Here is a 16,081-nt window from a genome sequence, read left to right on the forward strand (position 1 = left end):
TAGTCAAATGACATCCTGAACTCGCCTAGGAGCAGTAAGGTGGAACGGAATCACATTCTTAGTAAATCTTAACGGTTAACCTTCGATATTAGGTTTGTAATCAAACGATTACTACTAAGGTGGATTCATAATGGAATCAATAAGGGTGGTACCGCGTTAAGTAAATGGCTTAGCGTCTCTTTATATAAAGAGATGCTAGGCCATTTTTTATTATATAGAGGAAGAAATGGAGGGTTTATTTGGATTGGTATATTAAATTTAATTATTTATATAAAAAGATTTAATTAGGAGGAAAATGGGATGAAACAGACGGAGCAATGGACTTCGAAATTAGGTTTTATAATGGCAGCAGCAGGATCAGCAATTGGACTTGGCGCAATATGGAAGTTTCCTTATATCGCTGGGAAGAGCGGGGGAGGAGCATTCTTTTTAATTTTTATATTATTTACTGTATTAATTGGACTACCGCTACTTATAGCTGAATTTATGATTGGACGCAGTACACAGAAACAAGCAGTTGGAGCATTTAAAAGTATTGCACCAAATACAGGATGGCACTGGATTGGACGTCTTGGCGTTGGAACTTGTTTTATATTACTTTCGTTTTATAGTGTTGTAGGTGGCTGGGTATTAATCTATTTATTCAGGGGAGTAACAGGACAGCTTATTACTCCGGGACAAAATTACAGTACATTATTCACTGAAACAATTGGAAATCCAATTTGGGCTATTCTTGGTCATTTTGCTTTTATGTTTATTACGATATGGGTTGTATCAAAAGGTGTACAAAATGGGATTGAAAAAGCAAGTAAATACATGTTACCAGCGTTGTTCGTTTTATTTGTAGCTCTTATTATTCGTTCATTAACACTTGATGATGCGATGAAAGGTGTGAAGTTTTTCTTACAACCAGATTTCTCAAAGATTACTTCAGAAAGTATTTTGTTCGCAATGGGACAATCATTCTTTGCGATTAGTATAGGGATTTCGATTATGGTTACGTATAGTTCCTATTTAAATAAAAAAGAAAGTTTACCAAAATCGGCAATAACAATTGTTGGATTGAATTTATTCGTTTCTTTATTTGCAGGACTTGCTATTTTCCCAGCAGTATTTTCATTAGGAATGGAGCCAACAGAAGGACCTGGATTACTATTTATCGTATTACCATCTGTATTTAGTCAAATTCCATTCGGTGGAGTATTCTTAACAGTATTTCTTGCGCTGTTTACATTTGCGACATTAACATCGGCATTTTCACTACTAGAAACGGTCGTTTCAGCATTAGCAAATGGTGAGCAAGACAGAAGAAATAAACTATCATGGATCATCGGTTTCTGCATTTTCCTAGTAGGTATACCATCCGCGTTATCATTTGGAGTATGGAGTGATATTACGATTTTTGGTAAGAATATTTTTGATGCAGTGGACTTCTTATCTAGTAATATATTAATGCCACTTGGAGCATTGTTTATCAGTATTTTCGTATCGTTTAAAATGGAGAAAAAGGTATTAGAAGCAGAATTTTACGTAGGTGGAAATTATGGAAAGAAAGTATTTACTTGTTGGGTATTTTTACTTCGATTTGTAGCTCCCCTTGCGATAGTCATCGTATTTTTAAATGTAATAGGGATTATTTAAGTTGAAATGTTATAATATTCAGTGAAAAAAGGAGGGCGAGGATGAAATTAAAATATGATTTTGCTGCAAAAGGAAAATTAATAAATATTAGAGGGAAAAAACTATATGTCGAAACACATGGGTCTCCTGAAAATAAACCGATTTTATACTTACACGGGGGACCGGGTGAAAGCTGTTATGATTTTTCATTTCATCAAGCGGAACGATTAAAAGATTCATTGTATTTAATTACGTTAGATCAAAGAGGAGTTTGTCGTTCAGAAGTAATTACTGAAGAAGAACCTTTTAGATTAAGTGATTTAATTGAAGACTGTGAGGAGCTAAGAAAAGTATTGCAAATTGAAAAATGGTCTGTAATTGGGCATTCTTTCGGTGGCTTTTTAGCGTTGTTATATGCGGTGACGTATCCGAATTCAATAGCGAAAATAATATTTGAAGGGCCGACTTTCGATTTTGCTCTAACAAGTAGAGCTTTGTTACAAAAGACAGGAACTTTATTAATAAAGTATGGAAAAGAAGAACATGCAAAAGAGTGCCTAGATTTAGCAGCTAGTAATGCTAGTTCAGAAGAGTTGTTAGAAGCTTATATAAGATTAAGTGGTGAGCTAGCGGAAAATAGAATGGAAATTTACAGTTATAAGGAAGATAAAACAGACGATAGTTTATATAGTTACGAAGAGTGGGAAGAATTTTCTAGTCGTTCGCAGATCCATTTTGTAAGATTAAAAGAAGAGGGAGAAATTTATAAGTCATTGTTATCAAAACTAAAAGAGGTAAAGAGCCCAATGCTTTTACTTGTAGGGCAACATGATGCAGTAACTTGTGAAAAACAAATTCTAACATTTAATCAAGATACTCAAAATGGTACGTATATCGTGTTTGAAGAGAGTGGTCATACACCACATTATGAGGAAGCAGACCGATTCGCTGAAACAGTCATTCATTTTTTGAAATAAAAAAAGAAAGGGTGCTTCTAATAATGAGAAGCACCCTTTTTAAATTTCTGGATAAGTAATTGTAATGTTAGGCCATTTGCTTTGCCAATTCTTTTTAATAACTCTTTTCTTGTACATATGTATACGTTCTTTCGTTTCAAGAAAATGAGGTGTGGGTTTCACTTGTAATGAAAGTACATCTTCTATTCCGCAAGGAGATGTTAATATGACATTGTTTTTCTCGTCTAATGTAACCCCAAGAGCAGTTGCTGTTTCAGGAAATTTAGAAATAGCATCAACAGAAGAAGAGTAAGGTAGCATTTTATTCACTACATGCATGCGAGCTTGATTTTTTACTGACCAAGGGATAGTGGCATCCATATTTGTCAGCTTCGTTTCTAATAATTGTTCATATGCCTCATCTTTCTGCATTGAATCATAATAAATAACATCAACGTCTGGTGTAGCCGTTCGTACTTCGTAGTTATGTAAAGTATCCCAAATTTTAGAACGAACAAATCCGGCGCAAACCCACCAATCAGGTAGTTGTAGTGATTTTGCCATTTGTAATACGTTCATCATCCACGGATCATTTTGTATGAAATGGATAATATCTTGCTCGGTTTTTATAGTCATTGATAAATTCCCCTCTATTTATAGAGTTAGTGGATTAATGCATTAGTTCAATAATCCATAAAATCCAATAAGCACCTGGTACAAATAAAAATTGTGCTAATAAGGTGCCGAGAAGTCTAGAAATCATTAGCCAACCATACATTTTACTCATTGCCTCAGCACCGTCCTCTGATTGAAGAGCGCGCTCTGTTAAAAGGGCGATACGTGGATCGAGTAATACTGTTAATAAAATAGTAGCAAAACCATTCACGAGACCAGATGCTGTACTTGCATTTGTTGCGTAATCTGGATTTAAAAAAGAAGCGTAAAGAGCTGAAAGGACACCCGCTGTATAAATTGCAGTTGCGAACATGTTAATAAGCATAATACGCTTTGGGATACCACCGATCCTTAGTCGATGAATCATTTCTAACTTTGGAAAGCGTACATATTTTTTTGTGCGCTTTAATTTTTGAATGTTATTTGTTTTCATCATTCGTATGAAAGAACCGTCTGTTTCAAAGTTTTGAATGACATATCCAAATAGCTTTGTCAAAGTTGGATAGAGTATAATTGCCAACAATGTACCGATAGAGGCAGATAATAGAACGAGCCGTATAATATGCTCTAAATTAATAGAAGAATCTAGTTTTGCTTCATCGACAATACCACCAATTAAAAAGGCTTGTAGTAAGTTAGATGTTCTTGAAATAAGCAGTACCATTCCTACGACAGATAAGGCAACGGCAATCTTTTTTAAACGGACACCAGCTAATCGAATACTATAAGAGCTTGTTTCAACTGCGTGGATAACAATTGTGAAAGCCATAATAAAAATTAACGTAATTGACATGTGTTTCACCAGTTTCTATGAAATTAATTGTAACTTTTTCACTTTATCATATCTTTTGTATTTTTGTAACTGAAAGTATGAGAGGTAGAAAAAGTAATTTTCTGAAAAAAATAAAAATGATATTATGGAAAGGATGTGGTTTGTTTAATAGAGGGGGAGCTTTTCTATGTATACATATTATAGTAATCGTGCAAGTGAATATGAAGCGGTGTACAATCGGGAAGATCCAGTAAGGCAGGCGGAACAAAAGATGCTTGAACAAAAATTAAAAGATATATGTATAGGAAGAAAAGTTCTTGAAGTTGCTTGCGGAACAGGGTATTGGACGAAGTATGTAACAGATGTAGCTGCACATATAACAGCGATTGATTATTCTGATGAAGTACTAGCGATAGCAAAGGAGAAAGAGCTTTCTAAGGAAAAGGTTACCTTTCAGAAAGGTGACGCTTTTAAACTAGAACAAATGAAAGACATCTTTCAAGGGGCATATGCAAACTTTTGGTTTTCACACATTAAAAAAGAAGAGATTACTAGTTTTTTAATACAGTTTCATCATGTATTAGAAAAAGGAGCGATAGTTTGTTTTGCAGATAATTTGTATAACGAAGGAATTGGCGGAGAGCTTATTCGTAAAGATGGAGATGTAAATACATATAAAATTCGTACACTCTCGACTGGTGAGAGGTATGAGATTATTAAAAACTATTATACGCAAGAAGAATTGCAATCTATTCTTGAACCATTTGCATTAGATTTAAATTTTCATATAGGTGAGTGTTTTTGGTGGGTTACATATAAAGTAAAATAAGTGGAGGAATGAAACATGTATAAAATATTTCTATTTGATTTAGATGGAACATTAACGGATCCGAAAGAAGGGATAATAAACTCTGTTCTATATGCGTTAGAAAAGATGGGAATTGAAGAAGGGAAAATAAGTGAGTTAGATTCATTTATTGGTCCACCGATTCAACAATCGTTTGCAGAGAGATATAATATGAGTGAAATAGAAATTGAGCAAGCTGTCGTTTATTTCCGGGAATATTTAAAGAAAAGCGGTCTATTAGAAAATAAAATATATGATGGGATTCCGACTCTATTGCAAGAATTAAAAGATGCAGGTAATCGTTTGTATGTAGCAACTTCAAAGCCCACTGTATTTGCGAAACAAGTAATAGAGCATTTTCAGTTAACACTTTTTTTTGAAGGGATTGTTGGGAGCAATTTAGATGGGACAAGGATAAAAAAGGAAGAAATAATTGCTCATATATTACAAACAAATGAAGAACTCAAAAAAGAAGAAGTTGTAATGATTGGAGATAGAAAGCACGATATAATAGGGGCTAATAATAATGAAATCGCTTCTATTGGTGTATTGTATGGTTATGGAAGTGAGAAAGAACTGAGTGAAGCTAGGGCGACTTATATAGTGAAAGATGTCGAAGAGTTGCAAAGCTTTTATTTAGAGAAAAGTATGGTAAACCTATAAAAAGAGAAACTAACAATCCCTTTATAACGTATGACGATGAAATCGTTTTTGTTTAAAGGGATTTTTCGTATGTAATCGAATAGTTATAATTAGACATTTTTAGCATAAAAAATTTGTTATAAAAAGAGGAGGAATGTCATGAAATAAAAGGATACGAGATGTTAGCAGAAGTTTAGTATTAAAAGATTGAATTTTCAGTTTAAAAGGAGGGGTATAATTGGAGCTAGTTATTATTTTATTAGCACTTAGTTTACTCATGTTTGTAGCATATAGAGGATTTTCTGTAATATTATTCGCACCGATTTTTGCATTATTTGCGGTATTTTTGACAGAGCCTAGTTATGTTTTACCTTTCTTTTCTAATATTTTTATGGAGAAAATGGTAGGGTTTATTAAACTATATTTTCCTGTTTTCTTGCTTGGAGCCATTTTTGGTAAAGTAGTAGAAATGTCAGGTATTGCTGATTCTATTGCAAAGACAATTATAGAGTTAGTTGGGGAAAAGCGTACAATTTTAGCCATTGTTTTAATGGGAGCTATTTTAACATATAGCGGTGTAAGTGTTTATGTAGTTGTATTCGCTGTATATCCGTTTGCAGCAAAATTGTTTCGACAAGCTGATATCCCAAAACGGTTAATTCCCGGTACAATCGTTCTTGGAGCAGTAACTTTTACAATGGATGCACTACCTGGATCACCACAAATTCAAAATGTAATACCTACAACCTTTTTTAAAACTGATATTTATGCAGCTCCGATACTTGGTATTGTAGGAGCAATTTTTGTTCTCACGTTAGGTTTACTATATTTAGAGAGTAGGCGAAAGAAGGCAAAAGCTGGAGGAGAAGGATACTTCGGCTTTAACGATGGAAAATCTGAAATGGCAGCATCTTTGCAATTAGAACAAAAAGATATGCCGATACTAAGTGGTATTGAAATCACAAGAGTACAGCAAGTAATTGCGTTTATACCACTTATTTTAGTAGGTGTAATGAATAAGGTTTTCACAATTATGATACCAAAGTGGTATCCAAATGGCTTTGATTTCTCAGCTATTGGTATGAAAGCATTTGGAAAAGTTGAATTAAGTGCGGTAGTTGGAATTTGGTCTGTAGAATTGGCACTTATTATAGGGATTTTATCAACGCTTTTATTATATTGGAAACGAGTAGTAACTGGACTCCAAGCTGGATTGAATACAAGTATTGGGGGAGCACTACTTGCAACAATGAATACAGGAGCTGAGTTTGGATTTGGTGGTGTTATTGCAGCACTTCCAGGCTTTGCAATTATGAGAGATAGCATCTCTGCAACTTTCACGAATCCATTAGTAAATGGAGCAGTAACAACTAATATTTTGTCTGGGATTACTGGGTCAGCATCAGGCGGAATGGGAATAGTTTTAAGTGCGATGGGAGATAAATTTATTGCTGCAGCAACGCAATATAACATTCCGTTAGAAGTGATGCATCGCATTGTATCAATGGCATCAGGAGGAATGGATACATTACCACATAATGGGGCGATTATTACTATTCTAACGGTAACAGGATTAACACATAAGCAGTCATATAAAGACATATTTGCTATTACAATTTTGAAAACGGTTGCTGTATTTTTAGTCATCGTGTTCTATACTTTAACAGGAATCTATTAATAAATAGTTAATAGATGAAAAGAAAAGATTTATCAGATTGATAATTTATATAATAAAATATTTATTAGAAATAGAAGGGGTGGAGTACTTGCAAGAAGTTGCTGAATTTCGTATGCCGAGGTCTGTATTATATGGGAGAAATTCGCTTGAAAAACTAGGGGAGCAATCAAAGAAGTTAGGGAAAAGGGCTTTCATAGTTAGTGATACAATTATGGAGAAATTAGGGTATGTTGAAAGATGTGTGAAGCAATTAAATGCGAAAGGGGTTACAGTTATTACGTATAATAAAGTGAACGCTGAACCTACAAATATACACGTATTAGAAGCGTTATCTATTTGTAAAGAAGGAAAATGTGATTTTATTATCGGTATTGGCGGGGGAAGTTGTATTGATGCTGCGAAAGCAGTAGCAGTGTTATATACAAATGGTGGAGAAATTGAAGAATATGTCCAAAATAGTATCGAAATAAAACATGATCCATTACCTCTTATTGCAATCCCAACAACTTCTGGTACTGGATCGGAAGTAACGAGTGTAGCTGTAATTACGAATAAAAAAACGGATGTGAAAATGATGATAAAGCATCCGAGCTTTACCCCGCAATTGGCGATAATAGACCCTATTTTGACAAGTTCAGTACCACCTCATATTACCGCAGCAACAGGAATAGATGCATTATGCCATGCGATTGAAGCTTATATTTCTAAAGTTTCACAACCACTAACAGATGTTCTCGCGCTTTCAGCTATTGAAAGTATAATGAAATATTTACGTTTTGCATATGAGGATGGGGATAATATGGAAGCAAGAGAAGCACTGATGATTGCTTCATTGCAAGCTGGAATTGCTTTTTCAAATGCTTCTGTTACATTAGTCCATGGTATGTCTCGTCCTGTAGGAGCATTATTCCATGTGCCACATGGAATATCGAATGCAATACTATTACCTACAGTTCTAGAGTTTACAAAAATGAATGCGGTAAAAAAGTTAGCTGAAGTAGGACGTAGCTTAAACAAAGATTTGTATTCGTATTCTGATGAAGAAGTGGCGAACTACACGATTGCTGAAATTCAGAAACTTTGCTTTGATCTTCGAATTCCTAATTTAAGAGAATACGGAATTGATGAAGGTGAATTTGAAAATGCTATTTCTAAAATGGCGAAAGATGCTATTGCAAGTGGTAGTCCAAGTAACAATCCACGAGTTCCATCTTATGATGAAATAAAAGAGCTATATCGAAAATGCTTTGATTATCAATATAAGATAACCACAAAGGTTATTTTCTGAATATTCTATAATTATTTCCGCGGAAATGAAAAAGAACTACTATAAATGTAATAGGTATAATTGGAGGAAGGTTATTATTTTTATAGGATTTAAACGTGATTAATTATGTATAAATTATATGATAAATCACGTTTTTAAAATGTTATTTTGAAGGAGGATATATGAAGTTAATAGGTCTTATTGGCGGAATGAGCTGGGAATCAACTACTGAGTATTACAAAATGATAAATGAAGAAATAAAAATGAGATTAGGTGGATTACATTCAGCAAAATGTCTTCTTTACAGCGTTGACTTTGAAGAAATTGAACGATATCAATCTGAAGGAGATTGGGATAAAGCGGGAGAGGTATTAGGAAATGCAGCATCTTCTTTGGAGAAGGGTGGCGCTGCTTTTATAATAATTTGTACAAACACGATGCATAAAGTTATTAAGCATATAAAAAATAGAATCCGTATTCCAATATTACATATTGCTGATGCAACAGCGAAGGAAATAAGACAACATAGAATTCAATCAGTTGGTCTACTTGGGACAAAATACACGATGGAGCAGGATTTCTATAAATTACGTATAGAAGAAAATGATATAAAAGTAATTGTACCAAAAGAAGAGGATAGAGAGAGAGTAAATAAAATAATATATAACGAATTATGCCTAGGAAAAATAACCCCACAATCAAGGGAGTATTTTAAAAATGTAATGGAAGATTTGGTGCAAAGAGGAGCAAAAGGCATTATATTAGGGTGTACAGAAATAGGACTATTAGTAAAACAGGAAGATGCATTAGTTCCTTTATTTGACACAGCCCGCATACATGCAGTTGAAGCTGTGAATATGTCTTTAGAAGATGAAGATAATTTTATTATGTAAACAATGACCGTGTAAGTGGAAAACATTCAGAAAATATTTTATAATGTAAGTGGTTACATTTAAGGGGGAATGCGGATGTTCTCAGTTCAACCAATCGCATTTGTACATAATGAAAGAAAGGAAATAGTAGATGATGAGTGGGGAGAAATAAGATCACTTATTACTTTAAGTGATTCGTATACAGAGGAAAGTATACAAGGGATCGAAGATTTTTCTCATATTGAAGTTATTTTCTATTTTCATAAAGTAACAGATGAACAAATTCAGTATTCTGCTAGACACCCTAGAAATAATAGTAATTTTCCAAAGGTAGGGATTTTTGCACAACGTGGAAAAAATCGTCCGAATCGACTAGGAGCGACAATTGTTAAAGTGATAAGAAGAGATGGAAAAACAATTGTTGTTGAAGGATTAGACGCAATCGATGGCACACCTATTTTGGATATAAAGCCTGTTATGAAAGAGTTTATACCGAGAGAAGAAATAAAACAGCCCGAATGGGCAACAGATATTATGAAGCAGTATTGGAAGGGGAATGGAGTAAAATGAGAATATATGAAGCAACAATTGCAGATTTAGATGGACTAGCATCTGTTTTTAATAACTATCGCGTATTTTATCGACAAGATTCCGATATTGAAGGAACAAAAGCATTTTTACGAAATCGAATTGAGCGAAAAGAATCAGTCATTTTTGTAGCGGTAGAAGACGGGGAATATATTGGTTTCACACAATTATATCCATCATTCTCATCTATTTCGATGAAAGAATTATGGATATTAAATGACTTATTTGTACAAGCGAAGAAACGCGGGGCAGGAACGGGTAAAAAGTTGCTGGAAGCTGCTAAAACGTTCGCATTAGAAAATGGTGCAAAAGGTTTAAAACTACAAACAGAAATTGATAATTTATCAGCACAGCGATTATATGCTGAAAATGGATATTTGAGAGATAATCGTTATTTCCATTATGAATTAACTTTTTAAACTAATCTATAAAAGCTCGGCCTACTCTTTTCGTAGGCTGAGCTTTTATTATTTTTCATACCTTTTGGCATTTAGGAAAAGAATAGTCAAAAGGAGAAAGTTATGAGGAAGAATTTAACTTGTCTTATCGTTGATTTAATATCCAATTCGTAGCATCTTCAAAGTTTTCTGCAATGTAATTCGGCTCAATATGTGCCCATTTATCTCGGTACGTATGTAAGGCGTCATATCCAGCGCCAGTTTGAACTAATATTGTCGTTGCATTTACTTTTGCACCAGCAACAATATCAGTCCAGCGATCACCAATTATAGCGCATTTTGTTAAATTAAGCCCATGTTTTTCCGCTGCTTGCAGGAGCATGCCTGTGCTTGGTTTGCGGCATTCACATCCTTCATCATGTTTATGAGGACAAAGGTAAATATCATCAAAACCAAACTCTATTAACTCTTTCGTAAAATCATTTACAGTCGCTTTTCCATCTGCGATACCCGGTTGATTCGTAAAAGAGAAAAGTTTTATATTTTGAGCTTTTAATTTTTGTAAAGATTCCTTCGTAAAAGGAAATAATGTGAAAGAGCCTGGATAATGTATTGTAGTATCACCTCCAATTGTTCCGTCACGATCAATGAAAATTGCTTCGATGTTGTTCATAGTTACAGCCCTTTCTATGTGTATGTAGTTTAAAAATGTTTTACAAATCGATATCCATTTACTTCATATCCTAATTTTTTATAAAAAGGATGAGCTTCTAATCTATTTGTACCACTAACTAGCCACGTCCCAATGCAATTATGCTTCTTTGCTAATTGTTCTGCATAATCCATTAAAACTTGTCCGATACCTTTTCGGCGTATTGTAGAATCTACGCTAATAATTGAAATCTCGCCATAACGCGTTACATCCTCTAAGTTCTCGCGTATACGAAATCCTAGTAATCCGAAAATAGTATTGTCTTCTTCGTAAACATATAAAAAATCAAAAGGACTCATTCTCACAAATTGCAAACGATTTTTCATATCCTCATGTGATATAAAAGAGCCTTTTAACTCTTTTGTAAGAGAACATAATGTATCTATATCATTTATGACTGCTTCACGAATTTGAAATGACATATGATCAACTCCATTTAAATTAAAAACTTCAAACATTAAATATTCTGTTAAAATGTGTTTTTTCCTGCTACCGAAACAAATATTTTAGAAATGCTATAATACTATATTAAGAGGGATATGTTATCATTTTCCTTGATTGTATTGTAAATGGAAAGAAGGGAAATGTATGCTAGAAGTGAATATCCGCTCAGCCGGATATGAAATTGGTGAAAAGACAGTTCATGATATTGCATTTGCAATTGAAAAAGGAGAGTTAGTTGCTCTTATTGGCGCAAATGGCGCAGGAAAGAGTACGACAATTAAATCGATACTCGGTTTACTTGTCAATATGGATGGTGAAATCTCGTTTGGTGAAAAGAAAAATCCATATGCATATGTACCAGAGCATCCGACGTATTATGAATATTTAACTTTATGGGAGCATATTGAATTGTTAATGGCTGCACGTGGAAATGAAGTAGGAAGCTGGGAGGATAAGGCAAAGGGATTATTACATACGTTCCGAATGGAAAAACATATACATGAATACATATCGAAGTTTTCAAAAGGTATGAAACAAAAATCGATGCTAATACTCGCGTTTTTAACGGAACCGGATTTTTATATTATTGATGAGCCTTTTATCGGTTTAGATCCAGTGGCAACTCGAGAATTTTTAAACTATTTATATAAAGAAAAAGAGCGGGGCGCAGGAATTTTACTTTGTACACACGTACTAGATACAGCTGAACGAATTTGCGAAAGGTTTTTACTCATTTCGCAAGGTACGTTAGTAGCAGATGGGCATTTAGAGGCGATACAATCGTTAGCAGAGATGCCAGGAAGCACACTGTTAGATTGTTTCGATGCAATTGTAAGGCGGGAGCAGCATGATTAAACAACAGTTTAATAAAAGGCTACGTCATGAATTGCAAAGAAAATGGAAGTCAATTCGTTCTGTAGCTGATTGGACAGTAGCGTTATATATTATTATTCCAGCACTTATATTTATGGGGATATATTATCGTTCACTTTGGATGAAGGAATTATCTATGGAAGAGACCGTTTATTTTGGATTAGGTTTACTCGCGTTTTACTTTGTTACATTTTCAAGAGGAGTTCGCTCATTTTTTGAGCAAGCAGATAGTTTATTTTTAATTTCGTACCCAAATCATATGCAAAGATTAATGAAGTTCGGCATGATATATACGTTTATTCGGATTGCAATAACGAACGTAATTGTAGTATTCATTATGCTACCGCTATTGATGAAAAGTATGGGAGCGACAATTATACAAATCGTACTATTTTGGATTTTCTTTACTGTTTTTCGATTTATGTTATCGTTGTTGATGAGATTCATAAATGTACGTGTAGGGAAACGATGGGTTTTATGGATTATAAAAAATGTTCTATTTTCTTTTGGATTAATTTTCTTTGGAATCAGTTTATTTTTCATTTATAAAAATCCACTGTTTTCCATACTCTTTATCGGTCTAGCAGCTTTACTTACTGTAGTCTTAGTAAAAGAAAAGATGAATTATAAAAATTACTTTTTTAAAGAAGTTGAGAAAGAAAAAGAAGAAAGTATGCGCTGGACGAGAGGGATTATGCAAGTTGGTGGACATGCGGCGAAACCGAGTAGTTCGAATAAAAAACCGTGGATGTTCCCTCATTCTAAAAAAATATTAGGTAAAAAAGCTGATTCACGCATTATTGAATCTTTTTTAAAAGAATTTTTGCGTACAAGTAGTGCTTTAATGTTTTATGTTCAAATTGTATTAATAAGTAGTGTAAGTATTATCGTGACTCCAAGGTGGATAACAGCTATTATTCTTGTATTTGCTTTACTTGCAATTGCTCACTATGCACGTGATTATTGGAATGAATTCACGAAGAAAATGTTCCTTCATTTATATTGTGACGAAGGAAAATTACTATTGTTAAGATGGAAGGTAAATCGTTATTTATTACTTCCAGCGATAATTATATACGGGACAGTTATACTTTCTCAGTTTTATTTATTGTCAGCAGTAATCATTGGAGTTATTTTCATATTATTAATTGGATGGATTGTATTTTTACCGTAAAAAAGAGCCGAATAGGCTCTTTTTTAGTCTGTGATGCATTGGTAAATAAAATATACTAAAACGAGAATACTTACGGCGGAGTACATGACATCTAAAGTCATCTGATCGCCTCCTCATTGTTGTTGTATATATAGTGTATGAAATCTTACAATGTCATATTCAAGTGAAAAATATGTGAACGTTAACAAATTTGTAAAGTGCAAAAATTACAATCATTTTGTATAATAGAAGAAACAACCGTTATATAAGATATAATGAGTGAAAGGGGAGGGAATATAAATGCCAAATTGGTTTAGAAAAACCTTAGTCGCATTAATTACCGTATTTACATTTGGTTTAGTGACGCCTCCTTCCATTTTGCTTGATAATGCAAAAGCGGACAAGCCTACTACAACTAGGCAACAAAATTTGGAGCAAACGTCCTATACATATGAAGAAACGAATGAAAGGTTAACCACCGATACTTTTGTTAACTATGCGATGCAAGAAGCTGAGAAGCAATCTATGCAAAAATTCGGCTCTAAAATTGGGCCTGTAATTGAAGATGAATTTAAAGATGTTGTATTACCTAAAATTGAAGAAGCAATCGCGGAACTTGCAAATGATGTGCCAGAAGAATCGTTACAATCATTAGCAATATCCCAAAGACCAGCTGGTGGGAATAATGAAAAGATTTTTCATGTATATGATACGAAAACAGGAAATGACTTACTGCGATTTCACGTGAGGAGAGATCATCCACCGCAAGATGGATATTATTTTAATTTCCACTATCATCGTTTTGATGATGGATACTCAGGACATCATGAACTAGGAAATATTTATTGGAATACGAATGTGCCGCCGAAATGGCTGTCTTAATGAAGAACAAGAGAAAATCTTGTTCTTTTTTTATGCTTATCCCGCTATTTGCGGGCAGTAAGACTCCCACCTCAAAATTTGGCGAATGCAAGGAAGTTAGGTGGGAGTAGGGCTGCCCGTAAACGCCCGATTGGTGTGGGCTAATAATCAGTAGGAAAAGTAGGTGTGTTATCTCACACCTACTTTTTAATTACCATTCTTCTTGGTTTAAGAGCTGTAAAGCTACTTTCAAGTCTACATCTTCTTGTATATGTTCAGGCGTCCAAGGGATATGTATATGCGGTTGTATACCAATTCCGGACATTCCTTCGCCTTTATCTATAATAGAAAGCCGTGAAGTAGGATAGCACAGAGCGAATGTATCAGCCCATTCCATTACTGCTAAATTAGAATAATCATTTACACCAGCGGTAGGGCGACCTATGACTTTCACTTTAGATGATTTTTTTGCTATTTCTACAAATGAATCGCCAGAGCTTGCGCATGTTACGTCTGTTAGTATTAATACTTTACTTGGCATTTTTCTTCCATGTATTTTTAAAGTCTGCATTTCTAATGGTAATCCAGAGGTATCAAATGTAACGAACCCTTTATTATAATTCTTTTTTAAATCTTGAATAAACATATCAGTAAATGATTTTGAAAGTTCGTCTAAAGAATTATAATCTTCTTGTTCGAAGTCTTTCATTCGTAAATGATAGTTTCGTTCTGTATGATTTATTTGCATTGTATCTGAAGAATCGAAGAGGGAGATTTCTTTATCTTCAAATAAATAAGGGAGTAATTTGAAAAACGCGTCATCACTTCCACCGAGATTCAATCGGACGTCTATAATTAAGTTCGGAAAAGAATCAAGCTCGTTTTTGTATGTATCTATTAATTTATTAACGGCTTCAGTATTTGTGAAGTCAGTCAAAGTAATTAAGAGTGTATCTTCATTATACTTTTCTAATGAATAGATAGGCGTGTAATTACTTCGTTTATACTTTTGTAAAGGAATAGTTTGGATTACTCCATCTCCATCTATAATTGTACAATTGGATGACTTCGATAAAACATAGTCCCATTTTTCACGCTCATATGTAGTCTCATTTAAATATTTTTTATATTTTATTAATTGATCAGGAATTTTTATGTTATCTAATGCAAGAATAGCTTGTCCTTTTTTTATACGTTTCTCTTGGTTAGCGGATGTAATGTATAGCCGATCTTCATATCGTTTAACTTGAAACCCGACACTAGTAAGTGGTTGTTCTTTAGAAGTCATTTTGAAAAACATATGATTATCTTTAAAGTCTAATAAGTAATTTCCTACAATTTCAGTAAACTGTACGGGTGTTAACGCTCCGCGTTCCTCTAATTGTTCAATCTTGTTTAAATATGGAGTAGGATCGTCCCAGCTCTTTTTATCAAGACATCCTGAATAATCGTGGTGAGTAATGGAAACAACTTCTTTAAAAATTTCTGTGTACACAACTTTACCTCCTTATAATTTAATTAGTTGAATAAAAGAATTCGGTGTTTTTTACCTATTATCCTTTATTTGGATGGAGAAAATTAAATGAAGTAGCAGCGTTTCTTTCCGATAATAAGGTGAAAATAAAATGTGGCCTAATCAATAGGAATCAATATTCGGATGAACACTAAACAATCTATGTTTACGATTCTAATAGATTTATCATGGAGGTTGTATATACTTCGA

At 33.9% G+C, this 16,081-nt stretch carries 17 protein-coding genes and 1 other annotated feature (1 of these 18 cut by a window edge); of the genes, 12 read left to right on the forward strand and 5 right to left on the reverse strand.

Going from position 1 to position 16,081, the window contains the following annotated elements:
* Positions 1-183 (forward strand) — a binding site (T-box leader) (it extends 66 nt beyond the left edge of the window).
* 117 nt (positions 184-300) lie between these two features.
* Positions 301-1,641 carry a sodium-dependent transporter gene (locus MR109_RS13415; protein WP_242272367.1) on the forward strand — a complete coding sequence of 447 codons (1,341 nt, stop codon included), beginning with the start codon at positions 301-303 and terminating at the stop codon, positions 1,639-1,641.
* Between the two features lie 41 nt (positions 1,642-1,682).
* Positions 1,683-2,597 carry an alpha/beta fold hydrolase gene (locus MR109_RS13420; protein ID WP_242272369.1) on the forward strand — a complete coding sequence of 305 codons (915 nt, stop codon included), beginning with the start codon at positions 1,683-1,685 and terminating at the stop codon, positions 2,595-2,597.
* A 39-nt stretch (positions 2,598-2,636) separates the two neighbouring features.
* Here the strand turns inward: MR109_RS13420 and MR109_RS13425 are convergent, their stop codons facing one another.
* The gene (locus MR109_RS13425) at positions 2,637-3,212 is read right to left on the reverse strand and encodes a nucleotidyltransferase family protein (protein ID WP_242272371.1); all 576 of its coding nucleotides are present in this window, start codon (positions 3,210-3,212) and stop codon (positions 2,637-2,639) included.
* A 34-nt stretch (positions 3,213-3,246) separates the two neighbouring features.
* Positions 3,247-4,044, reverse strand: a complete 798-nt coding sequence (locus MR109_RS13430; RefSeq protein WP_178940096.1) for a lipid II flippase Amj family protein — start codon at positions 4,042-4,044, stop codon at positions 3,247-3,249.
* A 166-nt stretch (positions 4,045-4,210) separates the two neighbouring features.
* Between MR109_RS13430 and MR109_RS13435 the strand changes: the two genes are divergently transcribed.
* The 7 genes from MR109_RS13435 (at position 4,211) to MR109_RS13465 (ending at position 10,336) form a co-directional block, all read left to right on the forward strand.
* Positions 4,211-4,852, forward strand: coding sequence for a class I SAM-dependent methyltransferase (locus MR109_RS13435; RefSeq protein WP_242272374.1), 642 nt, complete (start codon positions 4,211-4,213; stop codon positions 4,850-4,852).
* A gap of 15 nt (positions 4,853-4,867) precedes the next feature.
* Complete coding sequence (locus MR109_RS13440; protein WP_242272376.1) at positions 4,868-5,533, forward strand: HAD family hydrolase; 666 nt, start codon at positions 4,868-4,870, stop codon at positions 5,531-5,533.
* 217 nt (positions 5,534-5,750) lie between these two features.
* Positions 5,751-7,190, forward strand: coding sequence for a GntP family permease (locus MR109_RS13445; RefSeq protein WP_242272378.1), 1,440 nt, complete (start codon positions 5,751-5,753; stop codon positions 7,188-7,190).
* Positions 7,191-7,278: 88 nt separating this feature from the next.
* Positions 7,279-8,478, forward strand: coding sequence for an iron-containing alcohol dehydrogenase (locus MR109_RS13450; protein WP_242272380.1), 1,200 nt, complete (start codon positions 7,279-7,281; stop codon positions 8,476-8,478).
* Between the two features lie 161 nt (positions 8,479-8,639).
* On the forward strand, positions 8,640-9,350 hold the full coding sequence (locus MR109_RS13455) for an aspartate/glutamate racemase family protein (protein WP_242272381.1): 711 nt from the start codon (positions 8,640-8,642) through the stop codon (positions 9,348-9,350).
* A 75-nt stretch (positions 9,351-9,425) separates the two neighbouring features.
* On the forward strand, positions 9,426-9,899 hold the full coding sequence (locus MR109_RS13460; protein WP_002171749.1) for an SAM-dependent methyltransferase: 474 nt from the start codon (positions 9,426-9,428) through the stop codon (positions 9,897-9,899).
* Positions 9,896-10,336, forward strand: a complete 441-nt coding sequence (locus tag MR109_RS13465; protein WP_002171750.1) for a GNAT family N-acetyltransferase — start codon at positions 9,896-9,898, stop codon at positions 10,334-10,336. Before MR109_RS13460 ends, MR109_RS13465 begins: the two co-directional genes overlap by 4 nt.
* Positions 10,337-10,460: 124 nt before the next feature.
* Here the strand turns inward: MR109_RS13465 and MR109_RS13470 are convergent, their stop codons facing one another.
* Positions 10,461-10,988 carry an HAD-IIIA family hydrolase gene (locus tag MR109_RS13470; RefSeq protein WP_242272382.1) on the reverse strand — a complete coding sequence of 176 codons (528 nt, stop codon included), beginning with the start codon at positions 10,986-10,988 and terminating at the stop codon, positions 10,461-10,463.
* 29 nt (positions 10,989-11,017) lie between these two features.
* Complete coding sequence (locus MR109_RS13475) at positions 11,018-11,449, reverse strand: GNAT family N-acetyltransferase (RefSeq protein WP_025149375.1); 432 nt, start codon at positions 11,447-11,449, stop codon at positions 11,018-11,020.
* Between the two features lie 166 nt (positions 11,450-11,615).
* Here MR109_RS13475 and MR109_RS13480 point away from each other — a divergent pair, with 166 nt between their 5' ends.
* The 3 genes from MR109_RS13480 (at position 11,616) to MR109_RS13490 (ending at position 14,379) form a co-directional block, all read left to right on the forward strand.
* Positions 11,616-12,326 carry an ABC transporter ATP-binding protein gene (locus tag MR109_RS13480; protein WP_048372404.1) on the forward strand — a complete coding sequence of 237 codons (711 nt, stop codon included), beginning with the start codon at positions 11,616-11,618 and terminating at the stop codon, positions 12,324-12,326.
* A complete protein-coding gene (locus tag MR109_RS13485; protein WP_242272383.1) occupies positions 12,319-13,518 on the forward strand; it encodes an ABC transporter permease in 1,200 nt (399 codons plus the stop codon). The genes MR109_RS13480 and MR109_RS13485 overlap by 8 nt, the downstream gene beginning before the upstream one ends.
* Before the next feature lie 279 nt (positions 13,519-13,797).
* Positions 13,798-14,379: a YpjP family protein gene (locus MR109_RS13490; RefSeq protein ID WP_002171756.1), complete on the forward strand. Its 582-nt coding sequence runs from the start codon at positions 13,798-13,800 to the stop codon at positions 14,377-14,379.
* Positions 14,380-14,569: 190 nt separating this feature from the next.
* Here MR109_RS13490 and MR109_RS13495 read toward each other — a convergent pair whose 3' ends face one another.
* Positions 14,570-15,853: a S41 family peptidase gene (locus tag MR109_RS13495; RefSeq protein ID WP_242272384.1), complete on the reverse strand. Its 1,284-nt coding sequence runs from the start codon at positions 15,851-15,853 to the stop codon at positions 14,570-14,572.
* Positions 15,854-16,081 lie beyond the last annotated feature (228 nt).

The organism is Bacillus cereus group sp. BfR-BA-01310 (assembly GCF_022664325.1).
Lineage (GTDB): Bacteria > Bacillota > Bacilli > Bacillales > Bacillaceae_G > Bacillus_A > Bacillus_A paramycoides.

Coding starts and splice junctions, on each gene's coding strand:
- MR109_RS13415 (WP_242272367.1), top strand. CDS start 301: ATGAAACAGACGGAGCAATGGACTTCGAAATTAGGTTTTATAATGGCA.
- MR109_RS13420 (WP_242272369.1), top strand. CDS start 1,683: ATGAAATTAAAATATGATTTTGCTGCAAAAGGAAAATTAATAAATATT.
- MR109_RS13425 (WP_242272371.1), bottom strand. CDS start 3,212: ATGACTATAAAAACCGAGCAAGATATTATCCATTTCATACAAAATGAT.
- MR109_RS13430 (WP_178940096.1), bottom strand. CDS start 4,044: ATGTCAATTACGTTAATTTTTATTATGGCTTTCACAATTGTTATCCAC.
- MR109_RS13435 (WP_242272374.1), top strand. CDS start 4,211: ATGTATACATATTATAGTAATCGTGCAAGTGAATATGAAGCGGTGTAC.
- MR109_RS13440 (WP_242272376.1), top strand. CDS start 4,868: ATGTATAAAATATTTCTATTTGATTTAGATGGAACATTAACGGATCCG.
- MR109_RS13455 (WP_242272381.1), top strand. CDS start 8,640: ATGAAGTTAATAGGTCTTATTGGCGGAATGAGCTGGGAATCAACTACT.
- MR109_RS13460 (WP_002171749.1), top strand. CDS start 9,426: ATGTTCTCAGTTCAACCAATCGCATTTGTACATAATGAAAGAAAGGAA.
- MR109_RS13465 (WP_002171750.1), top strand. CDS start 9,896: ATGAGAATATATGAAGCAACAATTGCAGATTTAGATGGACTAGCATCT.
- MR109_RS13470 (WP_242272382.1), bottom strand. CDS start 10,988: ATGAACAACATCGAAGCAATTTTCATTGATCGTGACGGAACAATTGGA.
- MR109_RS13475 (WP_025149375.1), bottom strand. CDS start 11,449: ATGTCATTTCAAATTCGTGAAGCAGTCATAAATGATATAGATACATTA.
- MR109_RS13480 (WP_048372404.1), top strand. CDS start 11,616: ATGCTAGAAGTGAATATCCGCTCAGCCGGATATGAAATTGGTGAAAAG.
- MR109_RS13485 (WP_242272383.1), top strand. CDS start 12,319: ATGATTAAACAACAGTTTAATAAAAGGCTACGTCATGAATTGCAAAGA.
- MR109_RS13490 (WP_002171756.1), top strand. CDS start 13,798: ATGCCAAATTGGTTTAGAAAAACCTTAGTCGCATTAATTACCGTATTT.